17 protein-coding genes are annotated in these 13317 nt (G+C 46.1%); 8 read left to right on the top strand and 9 right to left on the bottom strand.

Annotation, left to right across the window (positions count from 1 at the left end):
• Window positions 1-4: 4 nt before the first annotated feature.
• From M1E86_RS20855 to M1E86_RS20845, 3 genes are read right to left on the bottom strand one after another with little or no spacing between them, the layout of a single operon-like run.
• Window positions 5-601 carry a hypothetical protein gene (locus M1E86_RS20855; protein ID WP_162762204.1) on the bottom strand — a complete coding sequence of 199 codons (597 nt, stop codon included), beginning with the start codon at window positions 599-601 and terminating at the stop codon, window positions 5-7.
• Window positions 602-636: 35 nt separating this feature from the next.
• On the bottom strand, window positions 637-1374 hold the full coding sequence (gene lepB, locus M1E86_RS20850; protein WP_052219387.1) for a signal peptidase I: 738 nt from the start codon (window positions 1372-1374) through the stop codon (window positions 637-639).
• Window positions 1371-1790 (bottom strand): hypothetical protein, encoded by a 420-nt coding sequence (locus tag M1E86_RS20845; RefSeq protein ID WP_042847283.1) that lies wholly within the window; start codon window positions 1788-1790, stop codon window positions 1371-1373. The genes lepB and M1E86_RS20845 overlap by 4 nt, the downstream gene beginning before the upstream one ends.
• A gap of 186 nt (window positions 1791-1976) precedes the next feature.
• Here M1E86_RS20845 and M1E86_RS20840 point away from each other — a divergent pair, with 186 nt between their 5' ends.
• The 3 genes from M1E86_RS20840 (at window position 1977) to M1E86_RS20830 (ending at window position 4925) form a co-directional block, all read left to right on the top strand.
• A complete protein-coding gene (locus M1E86_RS20840) occupies window positions 1977-2762 on the top strand; it encodes a hypothetical protein (RefSeq protein ID WP_042847286.1) in 786 nt (261 codons plus the stop codon).
• Window position 2763: 1 nt separating this feature from the next.
• Entirely contained in the window at window positions 2764-3873 is a 1110-nt protein-coding gene (locus M1E86_RS20835; RefSeq protein WP_042847288.1) for a toxic anion resistance protein, read from the top strand.
• A gap of 68 nt (window positions 3874-3941) precedes the next feature.
• Window positions 3942-4925: a hypothetical protein gene (locus tag M1E86_RS20830; protein ID WP_042847290.1), complete on the top strand. Its 984-nt coding sequence runs from the start codon at window positions 3942-3944 to the stop codon at window positions 4923-4925.
• A 48-nt stretch (window positions 4926-4973) separates the two neighbouring features.
• Here M1E86_RS20830 and M1E86_RS20825 read toward each other — a convergent pair whose 3' ends face one another.
• Window positions 4974-5165, bottom strand: a complete 192-nt coding sequence (locus M1E86_RS20825) for a hypothetical protein (RefSeq protein WP_042847293.1) — start codon at window positions 5163-5165, stop codon at window positions 4974-4976.
• A 192-nt stretch (window positions 5166-5357) separates the two neighbouring features.
• On the opposite strand from M1E86_RS20825, the gene M1E86_RS20820 reads away from it, so the two are divergent.
• Window positions 5358-5663 carry a hypothetical protein gene (locus M1E86_RS20820; protein WP_042847295.1) on the top strand — a complete coding sequence of 102 codons (306 nt, stop codon included), beginning with the start codon at window positions 5358-5360 and terminating at the stop codon, window positions 5661-5663.
• Window positions 5664-5711: 48 nt separating this feature from the next.
• On the opposite strand, the gene M1E86_RS20815 is transcribed toward M1E86_RS20820, so the two are convergent.
• The 3 genes from M1E86_RS20815 to M1E86_RS20805 all read right to left on the bottom strand — a co-directional run bounded on the left by M1E86_RS20815 (window position 5712) and on the right by M1E86_RS20805 (window position 8486).
• Window positions 5712-6818 carry a hypothetical protein gene (locus M1E86_RS20815; protein WP_196053750.1) on the bottom strand — a complete coding sequence of 369 codons (1107 nt, stop codon included), beginning with the start codon at window positions 6816-6818 and terminating at the stop codon, window positions 5712-5714.
• A gap of 351 nt (window positions 6819-7169) precedes the next feature.
• On the bottom strand, window positions 7170-7589 hold the full coding sequence (locus M1E86_RS20810; protein WP_226617171.1) for a hypothetical protein: 420 nt from the start codon (window positions 7587-7589) through the stop codon (window positions 7170-7172).
• Window positions 7590-7592: 3 nt separating this feature from the next.
• Window positions 7593-8486 carry a hypothetical protein gene (locus M1E86_RS20805; RefSeq protein ID WP_052219389.1) on the bottom strand — a complete coding sequence of 298 codons (894 nt, stop codon included), beginning with the start codon at window positions 8484-8486 and terminating at the stop codon, window positions 7593-7595.
• Between the two features lie 727 nt (window positions 8487-9213).
• On the opposite strand from M1E86_RS20805, the gene M1E86_RS20800 reads away from it, so the two are divergent.
• The 4 genes from M1E86_RS20800 to M1E86_RS20785 all read left to right on the top strand — a co-directional run bounded on the left by M1E86_RS20800 (window position 9214) and on the right by M1E86_RS20785 (window position 11526).
• Complete coding sequence (locus tag M1E86_RS20800) at window positions 9214-9735, top strand: hypothetical protein (RefSeq protein ID WP_042847299.1); 522 nt, start codon at window positions 9214-9216, stop codon at window positions 9733-9735.
• 363 nt (window positions 9736-10098) lie between these two features.
• Window positions 10099-10344, top strand: coding sequence for a DNA polymerase III subunit theta (locus M1E86_RS20795; protein ID WP_166267796.1), 246 nt, complete (start codon window positions 10099-10101; stop codon window positions 10342-10344).
• A gap of 36 nt (window positions 10345-10380) precedes the next feature.
• Entirely contained in the window at window positions 10381-11196 is an 816-nt protein-coding gene (locus M1E86_RS20790; RefSeq protein WP_042847303.1) for a hypothetical protein, read from the top strand.
• Window positions 11197-11382: 186 nt separating this feature from the next.
• Window positions 11383-11526, top strand: coding sequence for a Hok/Gef family protein (locus tag M1E86_RS20785; RefSeq protein ID WP_072035187.1), 144 nt, complete (start codon window positions 11383-11385; stop codon window positions 11524-11526).
• A gap of 87 nt (window positions 11527-11613) precedes the next feature.
• Here M1E86_RS20785 and umuC read toward each other — a convergent pair whose 3' ends face one another.
• Entirely contained in the window at window positions 11614-12879 is a 1266-nt protein-coding gene (gene umuC / locus M1E86_RS20780) for a translesion error-prone DNA polymerase V subunit UmuC (protein WP_042847494.1), read from the bottom strand.
• The gene (umuD, locus tag M1E86_RS20775; protein ID WP_042847304.1) at window positions 12879-13295 is read right to left on the bottom strand and encodes a translesion error-prone DNA polymerase V autoproteolytic subunit; all 417 of its coding nucleotides are present in this window, start codon (window positions 13293-13295) and stop codon (window positions 12879-12881) included. Before umuD ends, umuC begins: the two co-directional genes overlap by 1 nt.
• Window positions 13296-13317: the final 22 nt, after the last annotated feature.

The raw sequence follows: 13317 nt of genomic DNA, 5'->3' as shown, positions 1-13317 counted from the left end.
TGCATTACTCCTTCATGACGATGGAATTGTGGTTATTGAATAAGTGGATTACCTGCTGAGCCGATATATCCTCCCAGCCTTCAGGCATATCCGGTAGTTCATAGGTCATGGTATCTTCACGGGCATTCACGGGAATGGAGCAAACGAGAGAGAAGTTTCCTTGCTCGTCAGATATTGCCCATATTTGGGAAAAACCAATGACAGCCCCTGCCGTGACGCGCTGATTAATGCCCAGCATCATGCAGATAGCGCGTTGATATCCCATTGCACCAGGCTCACCGTATAGCGCACAATCAACACCTAGCGCAGTCAAAGCATTTACAGCTAATTGCATTAGCTCACGAGAGACAGCCTCACCAGCAGGGTTGTCATGACGCAAGGCATAGGGAATGTGATCAGTCTCAGCCAAAAGGGAATCATCCCCGGCCAACTTAAAGCCGGTCACTTTTTGGATGTGTTCATAACGTGAGCGGAAAAAATATTCAGGTACGCAGAAGTCTGGTCCTGAAAAGTTGATGAACCCAAGCCGTTCACAGACAGCCAGAGTCTGAGCTCTCCACTCATTGTAGGCTTCTACGGCACGAGCGAATTCAGCCACCATTTCAGGTGATTTTGTCTGGTAGAAGATTTCAATCATCATTTTCGCGCACCATCTGCACCTTGGCGGATCACTGCCATTTGTACGTCGAGCGCATCGTAATTGTTGAACGGATTAAAATTGAACAATGTGTGTATGACACGGGCATGAATCCGGTCATGCGGGACCAATCCTCGCAAAGGCTTTGGTGTGCCAGGTGGGTTTTCCCAGTAACGACTATCCCATGAGTGATCACGGTTGTCCCCGGCCATAAAGTAATAGCCTTCAGGAATAACCCAGCGACCTTTTGTTGGTACATAAGCAGCGTGTGTATCGATCACAAATCTGTACGGTTTACCAGTGCGCTCATCACAGGCCGAGAACACAAGGAAACCACCTTTTTCTTCGGTTTTTTGCCCCAGTACCCTACCATTGACTCGATACGTTTTGTCTGTGTCAAATTCAACCACATCACCGGGAATGCCGATAATGCGCTTTGTATAAAGCGTGCGAGGTACTGAAGGAGCCTTGAACACAGCTACATCGCCGCGCATTAATCGGCCATCGTCCAGCAATCCCCCCAGCCTGACCGCCGTAACATAGTCACCTACTTTATAGGTGGGCTGCATGGAGCCCGTAGGGACGCTGTAGATTGAGCCTATCCACCGATCACTGACAAACAACGTCACGGACAAGGCAAGGGCGATCACAAGCCAGGGTTGCGGTTTTCGGCGTTTGATGACATCTCGGCCCAAAACTGCCACCAGCCCGACAAATAAAATACCGAGCCCATTCATGAATGCACCGCCTTCAAAGAACGCGCGTAACGAGTGAGTGAATCAGCCAGGCGTATGTAAATTGACAACAGGTAGAAGTGATATGCGCTACCTTGCGCCATTTTTACGGCCAATGGATACTCTATTTCTTCGCCTCCTTCCATGATTATGAGGGACAAGTTGACGAATTGGTCATCACGACTAAAGCGTACACGGATTACCCGATTCGTTTTTACCGGCAGGTAATAACAGCGATACCCGATCACCGCAAAAACCAGTAAGAAAAGAGCCAGCAAACCGACTGGGACAATCCAAGTTAATTCCCCCGATAAACAGAACCAAAAGGCAACAGAAACAGCACCGTCAGTCAGTAACGTGAATACGCGGTTGAGCCGTAGGCGGCCAGTCAAGATCATCAATGGTACGAATCGGAGCATAGCTTCCTCCTGTTTATGGATGCGGACAGGATACCGAACACCTAACCGGTGACTGAGTTTTTTCATCGACAAAACGAAGACGAAAAAAAGGGGGCTTATTACTGATAAAAATTGACCTCATTTTCTTTGTCAGCAAATTTGTCGTGATAGCTTGAAGGTAGATTCTATTGTTCTTTAGGAGTGCGCATGTCCACCAGCCTGATTGCTCGGCAATTACCCGCGTTCGTCAATGACGCGATAGGCGTTGTTAGCTTTGGTCCCAAATTACTGTCCCATTCCGATGACATCCTTGATTTCAACGGTAACAAAATGACGCTGGAAGAAGCCATGAAATCGGGATCTGAAGATACGAAAATCAGCGAAACAAGCGCACTCTTGGTAAAGCACCTTGAGGCTTGTGACCCTGCGGTGTACTTCAAGCGCAAGACGGGATTCCTGTCCCGCATCTGGGATGCCCTGACGGGGTCAAAAGAAACACGCATGATTGAGTTCACCATGAATTGTCGTCGTGTCGATCGGCTGGTGGCACAAGCCCCATTGATACTGGAGCAGGCGCAAAAAGGCGTGCATATCTTGTTGGCGCTTGAGCAAATCTATACGCGTGACATTGAAGCTTTGGACGCTTACATCCAAGAAGGCCGGGCATTTATAGCCCAATATCGTGAAAGTGGGGAGGGGCTATCAGATCAGTTGGAGTACGGACTGACCCGCTTAGCTCAACGCATCCTTAATCTGGAAGTCACCAAAGCCTCTTCAGAAATGAATAAGGTTCAGGTAGGGATGTTGCTGCACTCTGCCGCAACAGAGGTAGACCTTCTGGATGCGGTTGTGAAAAGTGCAATCCCTATCTGGCATCACCAAATAAAACAACTGCGAAGTGGAGCGGCCAATATCGAGATAGATCCGCAAGTCGAACAGCGTTTTCGAACGTTGGTAAACAAACTCAACGATAACGTTAAAAAGGGTAGCTGATATGACCAACACAATCACTGTCACCGCTGATCAGATTATTTTGAACAAAGAGTCTGAAAAGTTTGCCGTCACCCCAGCTCAGCGCGATCAGGTCGCTGCCGTCGCAAACACCCTTGTGCTGGGCGATCCAAGGAGCGCACATAACTTTGGCCGCAGCAAATCACCCGATGGTGCCTATCTGGATAAGCTGTTGGAAAACGTTCATGTCTATAACCAAGGCAAGGACGGCAAGCGGCTGAATGAAATCGTTGAACTTGCTCGCGATATCAGTACGTCTGTACAGCCTGGCAAGGTGCAGCAGCTGTTACTGAAAATCCCAGTGCTCGGGTACTACGCGACGCGCGCACTTCGACTCGCTCATCGGGCGAATGACCGTTTTGACAACGTTAAAAACCAAGTCAGCTTACTGACGGAAGACATCACCAGCATCTCGACTGATCTCATTGGTCACAACAATAACCTCGACATTTTGTATGAGGAAGTGCTGGCCGAAGTGCATGAGTCGGGCATTAATATTGTGGCCGCAGGTTTCGCGATAGAGCATATTGAAGCCACCCTGAAACAGCGCCGCAAGGCATTGAAGAGCGACCCAGAAAACAATTTGCTTGCTTTGGAAGTCAGTAATATCGACCACCAGCTGGCCGTACTGAAAAAACGCAAAGTAGATATCATCATGACGCAGCAGAAATGCTTTGAGGATTTGACCATGATCCGAATGATGCAGCGAAATAACCTCAACATGCTTGACCAGTTTGAAACCATCAAGCGTGTAACACTCCCATCTGCCAAACGCGCTCACTTGCTGGTGGATCAGGCCACACAAAGTAACAACCGTTCAAAGCTGGTTCAGGCAGTGGGCGATGTCGTTAATGCGCAGGCGAGACACCAGGCAGACTTGGTCAGCGAGAGCTCCATCCGAATTGCACGGGAAGGACATCGCCCGGTGTATGATGAGTCAACATTGGAGCACATTTCAAACACCATCGGCGGTGCCGCGCGCGAGATTAAACGGATCCAACGTGAAAGCGAAGGCCACTACGCTCGCCTATCTGAACGTACAGACGCCTGGCAGAAGCACCGCCGTGAACTGCTTTTGGAACTGGCGGAATAATTTAGCAGTTACATCATAGGCCGAGTTATTCGGCCATCTCATTTAACGTTTAGTGTCCGGAGGGGGGAATGGTTAAGACAGAACCAGATATTGTCTCGACTGAAAAACGTATTCAACACAAGCGAAATCGATTGTTTTTGACGGGTTGCATCCTGTTGCTGCTTGCGGGTTTCGTCTGGATATTCAGTTGGATGCAACAGTTTGAACTGGATACACTCCATGCTATGGCGATCAATAAACCTGTTAATTTGTCTCTCGGTTCAGGGGCGTCGATAGAAGGGGGATTTGTCACAATCGGCGGGGTTATTGAAAAATACCTTTCGTATAGTATTCCATTTTTAGTTGCATTGGCCGTTGTCGTGGTAGGGATTGCGATAATGCAGTCAGAAGCATCGTACCTCATCATCATTGCGCCTGTCGCCGGTGTCATTTTTTCAACAATAATCCTGACGCATGATGAACCAAAATCGTTACCTAGCGCCACTTCGGTACGGACTGAAATACTTATTCCTGCCGGTGAGGTTAATGAATTACTGAGCGCGATCACGACAGAATACCCAGGGGTTGGCCTTATCCTGAAGGATGCGATGGAAAAGGGGAGCAATGATACAAATGCGGTTACCGCTTTTGAAGGTGAAATACGTTCAGGCTATGCTGCGGGTGACGCTCGTCGTGCGATGTCCATAAGCGTGGCATTGGTTCAGGCTCTGGCTGTGGCCGCGCAGAACACTTCTGACGAGAAGGAAGCTAACAAGCTTCTGGATAAAGCGAGCCGAGTCGCAGCCCTCAGTGTTCGCATTTTGAGGGATAATTATTTTGTGGATAGCGAGTTGGCATATCGATTATATGAATTGGCCCAGCGACTTGAGCCAAGCATTGTTAATGATGCCAAACCAAGCATTGAAGTGAAGTATCAGGAGTCGGCTGAAATCGCAGGAATATCACGAATACTGAACTGTGCTTTACTTGTGATGACAATGATACTCATCACGTTGTCTGGATTCGCAAATAGAAATCTGCGTTTGCTGAAGCAACTGAGAACGCAGCCGTGAACCACAATTCATAGAAACGAAGAGCCCCGGTTTTGCCGGGGCTTTTGATTAATGGTAGTGCTTGTTGTGATCGTTTTCCTCTTCTGCTTGAGAGGCCGCTGACATAATAGCCGGAGGTTCGGCGTAATCCTTTCCCTCATCATCCGGCTTCTTAAAGAATTTTGACCAAATGTAGTGACCAGCCAGTAAGGCAACTCCACCACCAATCATCAGCACATCAAACAAGTCGAGCTTAGGCATTTTTCTTCTCCAGTCAAAATGGGTCCATACCCGGCTGGCGTTTAACGCTTTCGGGCAGCGTAGGCAGTTCCCAATTTAAACACGGGCATTCTGACAAAAACACAGAAAAGGAGAGCGAAACGAGGGGGAAAAAAATCTGGCTCCATACAGTGCCATGAGATAATTAAGGCTCTTACCAACGCAGAGGTTTTAATGGCATTGATTATCCGAGCAGGAACCGGCCAGAGTGATACCACAGTCACCAAGGCTGATGAGCAAGGGCTTCTTGACCCTGTATTCGTTCAAAGCGTTCTGAAAGGGTACCCTGAGTTTTCTCAGCTAAGTCAGGGCATCACGTTGAATGGTGTGGTCTATGATCGTGTTCTCATGAATGAAGACGCGAAACACAGCGAGCTGGGTTTGAATCAACGAGCCACCACTTTGCTGGAGGAACATGTTTGCCTGGAAGGGCCGATCGTCGGTGATGTGTTGTTGCTAACGTCAGGAGAGCTTTACTGACACGTCGGTAATAAAAAGGCAACCATGTGGTTGCCTTTTCTTGTTGGATCATCCCAGCTGGTGGGGGTATTTGAGCCACCAGTCAGGTGAGTATAGGAAGTTTCCTTTCTCTTTCCAGCCAGCACCTATCAGCTGATCTTTAACAAAGTCAGGTTGTTTGCGTAGCGTGTCAATGGAAACTTCATCGACAATACAGACCGTTCCTTTCTCACCTTCAATCTCACTTTTAATGTAACGTGTCAGGCCGATGAGTTGAATGCGTGAGCTGATTGCACCTGCTGTCCGATCCATTTTTTTGGCTATCACGTCTGGCGAATGATGCTCCCCAAGTAAAGTGAATAGGAATTTATAGTTGCCAGCGAACCATAATTTACCGTTGCGCGTTTTTTCACGAGCAGGTGCTGGCTGGCGCTTTTCAGTGGATGTAGGTGGTGTCGAAGCTGCGGGGGTGGCGTTTTTTTCAGCCAGAGGAGGGGGTTGAGGTGCTGCGGTATCAATAGCCTGTCGTTTGGCATTCACTGCTTTCAACAAGGTTGCAGCGGCCATCATGTGCTCATTACACCGAACTGGTGTATCGGCTTCTGTGACTGAAGCTTTCAGCGGCCAGGAGCCTGGAATCAGGTCGGTGATCTGGGTTGCGTCAGACCACCAGGTTGGGGCTGTTAATTGCAAACCATCAATGAGCCAGCCATTGTGCAACATAGGTAGCACGTCAAAATAACGCATTTTCGACAGCACTCGTGGCTGGATAGTTGCGCACATCCAGACCTTGGCCTCCCCTGAGTCTTCAGCAGTTCCGACACGAACCAAACCCATGATAGAGAGCTGTTGAATAATATTAGACATGCTGCGCATCAGTACCTGCGTTAGTGCATCCTTACTGGGGCGCTGAGACAGAGCTGTCAGCATCATGCCCACATCCTCTGGAGTCCAAGGCTTACCGTTATTGAGCAAGTGAACTGTTCGGCGAGCAGGCGCGTCAGCATCGTCGTTATAACGAAACGCAAGAGCAGGGCGTGATGTCCACCACTCAGGCGACCGCAGTGATTGCTCTCCACGCCATACCTGTGGAGCCCATCCCATCTCGGTCAGATTGCGATAAATGCCGGACATAGTTTTACCCAAGCAAGCAATACCGACCTGGTGATTTGGCACCAGGGTTATCTGGCTGAGGTCATCAATGTTTTCACAAGTGGCAATGTACAAATCCATCGCGATACACTTGCGTTGAATTTCTTCCACATCCTTACCGATGACTGACGATAAGGCTGTAAAAGAGTAGTTATCCTTCAGCCCCTTCACAAGCTTGAGTTCGTCAGTAATCGACCACGCGATGTTCTCTTGAGTCATGTTGAGGTCCTATTTGATTACTACAGTGCTGATATTTTAACCGAGGGCAAGTCACTATCGAAATTTTGTGACCTATTTTGCACAGGGTTATGTACAGAATTTGTGGATAAAATGGCGATCAAAAAGCTTGATTTAAATTTCAAAGGCATCATTGGATTAGCCCTCTAGATTTAAGCTAACGTGCAGGTCAACGGTTGCCTGGCAGCCGGGGATGTATCTCGGCCAATCAGTTGCATTTGCTCGCTTTATAACCACGACCTCAAATCCAAACTGATCCGCAGTCAGGTCAACAATAAAGTCAGCATTATCCGCAGTTGCTTCACACCAATAATGGCCGTGCTGAGATGATGATGTGTATAACCCTCCGTCAGCGTACCCATCACCTCCACGGATCCGTGTCGGATAGCCGCCTCGGGTTAACATTGCGGCCAGCATCAAACTGGCATATAGACAGGTTCCCTTGGTTGAGGAAACATTGCAGTGTGCTAGTAACCCGTCGAGTATAATTCTTGCCTTCTGGGCAATCTCGGTTAATGAAGGTCGGGCTGGTGGAATGGTTAGGTGATGTGGGCTCACGGATTAGCCCTCATTCAACAGACGCTGTATAGCCGCTCTGACACGCAGGATTGCCGCACGCTCAGCGATTGTGCTGAATCCCTTAGTGTTATGCTTGCGTTCAAAAATGTCTTTTTCCCAGGCGGAGATATAGCCCTTTTCCCGTGCCTCGGCCAATTTGACTACCAGTTGTTCAGGATCTGAAATGACACAGAAGGGGGTGGCACTAACCTTTGCGAGGGCCTGCGCTTCTGCGGTGGTTTCCGGTAGCGCTTTGGAAATCCCGGCCTGCATCATTTTGGTTTGGATGTTAGCTCGTATCGCGTGCTGTTTGACCGTTAATTTTTTCATAGGAAAGGTCCGCAATGCGAAGTCCTTTTCCCACTGGTTGATGACATTCTGATTGAATGCGGTTTGGATGTGACTTGCACCGTAGACCAGCGCACGACTTTCTTCACCCATGTCTGCTAATTTGGCATTGATAGACTCACGCGTTTTCCGTTGTTTCTGCGTTAGCTTCCGCTTGTCGATGTTGCTCAGGTAAAACTCAAATTCCCAGGGGGTAATCACGGATTGAGCCAATGCCATTTCAAGCAATTTTCGACTGGCTGCTTTCGTACCGTCTTTTGATATCCGATCAATTGCATTGAAAATGCCATCCGAACCCAGAGCCATGAATTTATTGACGCAGCAGTTCCCAACTCTTGCAGCCTTGTTGTTCGTTTTATTTTTGATAACGCAGATTTTTATGATTGGCTGATGGCCGCACAAGCACTGGTCAGCTATCTGCGCCCGAAAAACTTGCTGTAATGACCATTCAGTACGGGCACTTTCCCAATCTTCAGCCGTGGACATTTTCGTAATGCGCTGCATTAATTGTATGTGCTTGTAACTTTTTGCTTCGTTGCTCTCGCTCATTGTTTTTCCAGTCAATCAAATCCTTACCTTTTCCCTGTAGGGTATAGATTTTGCCAAATAAGGGTCAACGGAAAAGCACCCTGTTTTGTTGTCCTTTTCGGTACAATTAACAGCGTGTTAGTAATTGCATATTTATGCATAAAAACTAATGGAATATGAGTGAGGTTTAAGCCGTAAAAAAGGGGGTGACTCGTTAAAAGTCACCCCCCACACTGGATCCCCACCCAGACATACAATGCTTCACATTCGTTTGCATTGATTTAAATCATACATTCTTCAGAATTAGATGGAAGTCTTTTTTTGGTCAAAAAATGCATAAACCACGAATGAACATTTGAAGCGAAAATGCGTGATAAAATTGTCACGATTTTTCCATTGCTTACAGCAAGTATATATTTGCTCAGTATAATTTGCATTTTTACCACCGTGGGTCGCGTTTATGCAGCATGAATGACCTATGTGCAATGTGGGCACAAATTAACCAGAATTTAACAAATCACTCGATGGTGCGCACAACTGAAAAGCGCCGATAAAACTAGCCGTTTCATCCAACCTTTGTGACAAAATTGGTTTATCCTCTTTGGATAAATGCCTTTCTTGGCTAATTGGGCATTTCAAAAGCCAGACATTGTTTCTTGAATTATTACGCATGATCTCGGTTAAGTGATTTCGTCAGGCGACTGGGCGGGCTTACCATTTCTGTATTAACGTACAGAAGGAGCTCAGAATGACTGCAATAATTGATAAACAGATTTCCGCCGCGAACTTAAATGCATTTGGCTGGCAGTTGGGAGACCACATTCACTCAACACCGTTTACCTCCCATGTTTTTTATCTGCGGGACTACCGAGATGATCAGGTGCATTTGGTGACCATTGGACAGCGGGACTTTGATTCAGCGCGCACAAACCTTGATGTGCCCATTGGGGCTCATGTGGAGGCAATAGCTCAGCTCATTAAAAAAAGTAGGAAAAAAGCATTATCGCAAAAGCATGCTGGCGCGCTCAGCTTTGCGTTAGTGAATTACATCAAAAACACTGGCGCTTATCGCCAATGGCTCACTTTGATTTCACCCGGCGAACGCATGCACGCAGTCATGAATATCTATAGCCAGAAAAATGGCCTAGTGAGACTTCGGCCATTTATCGTGCGCCACGATGAGTTAATGCTGACACCGAACGATGTCATGCAGAGCACTGAACAGATTTTTGTGATGGATAAAGCCAGGAATCCAGAGTGGTTTAACTAATCTGATATCTACTCGATAATAAGAAAAGAAGAGAGCGTTTGCTCTCTTTTTTTTGAAGTGACTCAACATTGTGTAATTTTGCATTAACCTGCAAGTAGACGAGTAGGGCAGGAACGCATAAAATTATAATCGCGAAATGCCTTTATAAATCAATGGCTTATTTAACATAATCCTCATTATATGTATCGCGTTAACAATTTTAACAATTGGGTTTCCTGAGGAGATTTCGAACCTCAAAGTGTCAGAAATGGAATTGAAAGATGAAAATGAGAGCCAACGCATCTTGTTATCTTTCAATGTGCATAGACTTATACTTTAACCATATTATGATCGATGGATTAGACGTTAAATTAAAGGCACGACATGGGACACAACTTAGCGGAATTATCTAAAGAAGAAATGGACAAGGTTAATGTTGACCTTGCTGCTTCAGCCGTTGCTTATAAAGAGCGACTAAATAAGCAAGTGCTTGATGTTCAAGTTGAACAGGAGCAGCCAGAGCACCTGAGAGAATATTTCCGTGAGAGATTAGCTCATTACCGCAAGCTTTCCGAGACACTGCCTGGCGCGGGCTATTACGCAACGCTAGACAGCAAAGCACAGCAATGAGCTTACACTTTTAACCTACTTTTATATGGATATTAAATGACGGAATTAAACAAAAACGACTGGATCATTGAAGCTGATAAATCTATTAAGGATGTCTTAGCTAATGCACTACGAACCGATAAAAATGGTTCTTGGGATGAAAATCAGATAACAACGAACGCATTGAATGCCATTGGTAGCTTAGGGAAGCAATTGAAATGGAAATCGCAAAACCAATCTACTGTTTGGGAGTCATATAAGCAAAAAGGCAAGGCTGAGACAGCTTCAGGGGACGTACTTTTTTTTATTAAAGTAATCTTATCTAATGAGGTGACCATCGAGGGGGTAATTTACTACGAAGCAAAAAAAATGTATTTAAATGAAAGACAAGAACCTACAGGATACTCAGCTTTTGACTTCAATCAATTGGGCAGGATAGTACACCACTCATGGGGAAGCAACATATTACTATACGACGTAAGCCTTACTTCAAGTGCTAATGGAGGAGACCCGGAACACTCAGTTGGTTCGTTTGCTTTACCAGCTGCTTTTGTTTATTCCCTCCTAAAAGGCACTAGCAGATTTACTTCCAATCAATCCAAAGAATTACCAGGCTTAGGCAAGCCGTGGGCAAATTTTTTGGCTGATAATTTCTCTGGATTTGGTTTAGATTACCATCCCGCAGTCGTCGGTTACGCAAAGGAATACATATCTCAAAAGCATCCATTGTTACCTGCAAATATAGTCATTGCAACCACAAGTAAAGCGCCAGAGATAGAGCCAGAACTGGACCGCCGTTTTATTATTCCAAATTTATATATCCCGTCTGGTGAAGATGCAGATGGTGAGGTCATTCGTCATACTGATGATTAATGAGATCAGATGTTTGTGGGAAGTAAAAGTCTGTTATTATGGATTTGGGTGCTTGAATCATTTTGGTTCGAGCATTTGCAAGTTCCAAAAAGACGAAAGCCCCGAATTATATATGACAATAATTCGAGGCAGTCTCCAAACGTAGCAATTTGATTCTGCCTCCTTTAACAAAAGGAGTCAAGAGGAATGACCAAGTTTGCCCTTATTAGGCTGATTGCCGTATGTATTACGGTTTTGTGTTTCTCTCTGCTAATGCGAGATAGGCTTTGCTCTTTGAGTGTAAGCAGCGGAAATACAGTGGTTCAAGCTACTCTTTCCTGTAACGAGTAGTCTTGTGGGGGAGTTATCTCCCCCACATTTCTCTTTCTTTTGCCATGTTCGGTGATGCAAGCACCCTTTTCAATGCCTTCCTGACGATCAACGCACCTTCGCAATCGGGAGGTCATTGACGTTTGTTGTATATTCCGGAGACAGCATGCCGCGCGTCATTCCCCAGGATGGGTCACATCCTTTTCCAGCAAAGCCAATATTGAATTTTCCAGATCGATTCATGTTATCCAATAGAGCCATCAACTCTTCACTTCTTTTAAAAGGTTTGGCGGTGGAAAAAAGGTCGAACTGAGTAACATTTGAACCGGAAAAATCAGACAGCATCACGCCTGCTCGGTGGTATTGATACCCTTCCCTCCAAATTGCCCCCAGAGCTTTAACTGCGGCATTAATGATATCTCTTGTGTCTGCGCTAGCGTACACCAGACGCTCAGTAGCCCGATTGCTATACAAAGGGCCTGGCGAATAATGGCTTGTGCCAAGGAATACACTGACGACGCCACACAGTTGCTTTTCAGCCCTCAATTTCTCACTCGCTCTCTCTGCATAGGAACAAATTGCCTGGTGCATTTCGTCATAGCATTGAACTTTTTTGCCAAAAGATTTCGAGGAAATAATTTGCTCTTTAACTTTTCGCACTTCTTCTATTTCAATACAGGACTCACCGTTGAGCTCACGAACCGTCCTTTCAACGACAACGCCGAAGGTTTTTCGGATCGTAGCGATATTAGCATCAGCCAACTCTAACGCGGTATTAATGCCCATCATACGCAGCTTGGCAGAAATGCGACGACCCACCCCCCAAATCTCATCAACCGGTAATAATGACATCAATTTTCTTTGTCTGGTTTTTTGGCTTAATTCGACTACGCCCCCGGTTTTGCTCCAGCGCTTTGCCGCATGATTAGCCAGCTTGGCGAGTGTTTTTGTCGGACCAAAACCAACGCCAATAGGAACATGTGCAATTTGCAAAATGTCTTTTTGGATGGCCCGGCCAAATTCCTCGTACCCCCCTAACCTTTTACTTTCTGGCACGATCAGAAAGGCCTCGTCTATTGAGTATACTTCCATGACATCTGCAAAAGTGGATAACACAGACATAGTTCTGTCTGATACATCCTGGTACAAGGTGTAATTTGAAGAGAAGACTTGAACATTGTTTTTTTTAAAGAAATTTGCATTTTCAAAGTACAGAGCCCCCATTTTAATACCCAGCGCCTTTGCCTCCTTTGAACGTGAGATTACGATATGGTCATTATTTGCCAGAACAACAATAGGTAAGCCCTGGAGGCGCGGGTTAAAAGCAGACTCGCACGAACAATAAAAACTGTTAATGTCGCAGTGAGCAAACATCATAACGTTTTGTGAATAACGTAGGTCACAACCCCAAAGACGGTGAACTCAGCCCAATCAGCTATAGGAATTGGAGAAAAACTTGGGTTCATCGGGATAAGTGCTGGATACGGCGTTTTTTGGAGTTTTTTGATAGTAAATTCGCCATCTATGGAAGCGATGATAATGTTTCCGTCATGCGCCTGTAGGCTACTGTCTACGATAACAATGTCACCATCGCTAATATTGGCGTCGATCATTGATGTACCTGATACCCTCAAAAAATAGGTTCCCGCCGGGTGTGTTATTAATAATTCGTTTAAGTCTATGTTTTTTTTGGCGTAATCAGCGGCTGGGGAGGGAAAGCCTGCGGGAATGAGCGCCTCGAAAAAAGGCAGTTTTATCCCCGCTGGTAATTCACATAATGAAAATTGCATAACGCCACCTTTTGAATAACTG

The sequence above is a fragment of the Providencia sp. PROV200 genome (assembly GCF_049901995.1).
Lineage (GTDB): Bacteria > Pseudomonadota > Gammaproteobacteria > Enterobacterales > Enterobacteriaceae > Providencia > Providencia rettgeri_E.
The sequence above is the reverse complement of the archived record's forward strand: the minus strand, read 5'-3'. Positions and strand labels throughout refer to the sequence as shown.

Coding starts and splice junctions, on each gene's coding strand:
- M1E86_RS20855 (WP_162762204.1), bottom strand. CDS start 601: ATGGTGGCTGAATTCGCTCGTGCCGTAGAAGCCTACAATGAGTGGAGA.
- lepB (WP_052219387.1), bottom strand. CDS start 1,374: ATGAATGGGCTCGGTATTTTATTTGTCGGGCTGGTGGCAGTTTTGGGC.
- M1E86_RS20845 (WP_042847283.1), bottom strand. CDS start 1,790: ATGCTCCGATTCGTACCATTGATGATCTTGACTGGCCGCCTACGGCTC.
- M1E86_RS20840 (WP_042847286.1), top strand. CDS start 1,977: ATGTCCACCAGCCTGATTGCTCGGCAATTACCCGCGTTCGTCAATGAC.
- M1E86_RS20835 (WP_042847288.1), top strand. CDS start 2,764: ATGACCAACACAATCACTGTCACCGCTGATCAGATTATTTTGAACAAA.
- M1E86_RS20830 (WP_042847290.1), top strand. CDS start 3,942: ATGGTTAAGACAGAACCAGATATTGTCTCGACTGAAAAACGTATTCAA.
- M1E86_RS20825 (WP_042847293.1), bottom strand. CDS start 5,165: ATGCCTAAGCTCGACTTGTTTGATGTGCTGATGATTGGTGGTGGAGTT.
- M1E86_RS20820 (WP_042847295.1), top strand. CDS start 5,358: ATGGCATTGATTATCCGAGCAGGAACCGGCCAGAGTGATACCACAGTC.
- M1E86_RS20805 (WP_052219389.1), bottom strand. CDS start 8,486: ATGAGCGAGAGCAACGAAGCAAAAAGTTACAAGCACATACAATTAATG.
- M1E86_RS20800 (WP_042847299.1), top strand. CDS start 9,214: ATGACTGCAATAATTGATAAACAGATTTCCGCCGCGAACTTAAATGCA.
- M1E86_RS20795 (WP_166267796.1), top strand. CDS start 10,099: ATGGGACACAACTTAGCGGAATTATCTAAAGAAGAAATGGACAAGGTT.
- M1E86_RS20790 (WP_042847303.1), top strand. CDS start 10,381: ATGACGGAATTAAACAAAAACGACTGGATCATTGAAGCTGATAAATCT.
- M1E86_RS20785 (WP_072035187.1), top strand. CDS start 11,383: ATGACCAAGTTTGCCCTTATTAGGCTGATTGCCGTATGTATTACGGTT.
- umuC (WP_042847494.1), bottom strand. CDS start 12,879: ATGTTTGCTCACTGCGACATTAACAGTTTTTATTGTTCGTGCGAGTCT.
- umuD (WP_042847304.1), bottom strand. CDS start 13,295: ATGCAATTTTCATTATGTGAATTACCAGCGGGGATAAAACTGCCTTTT.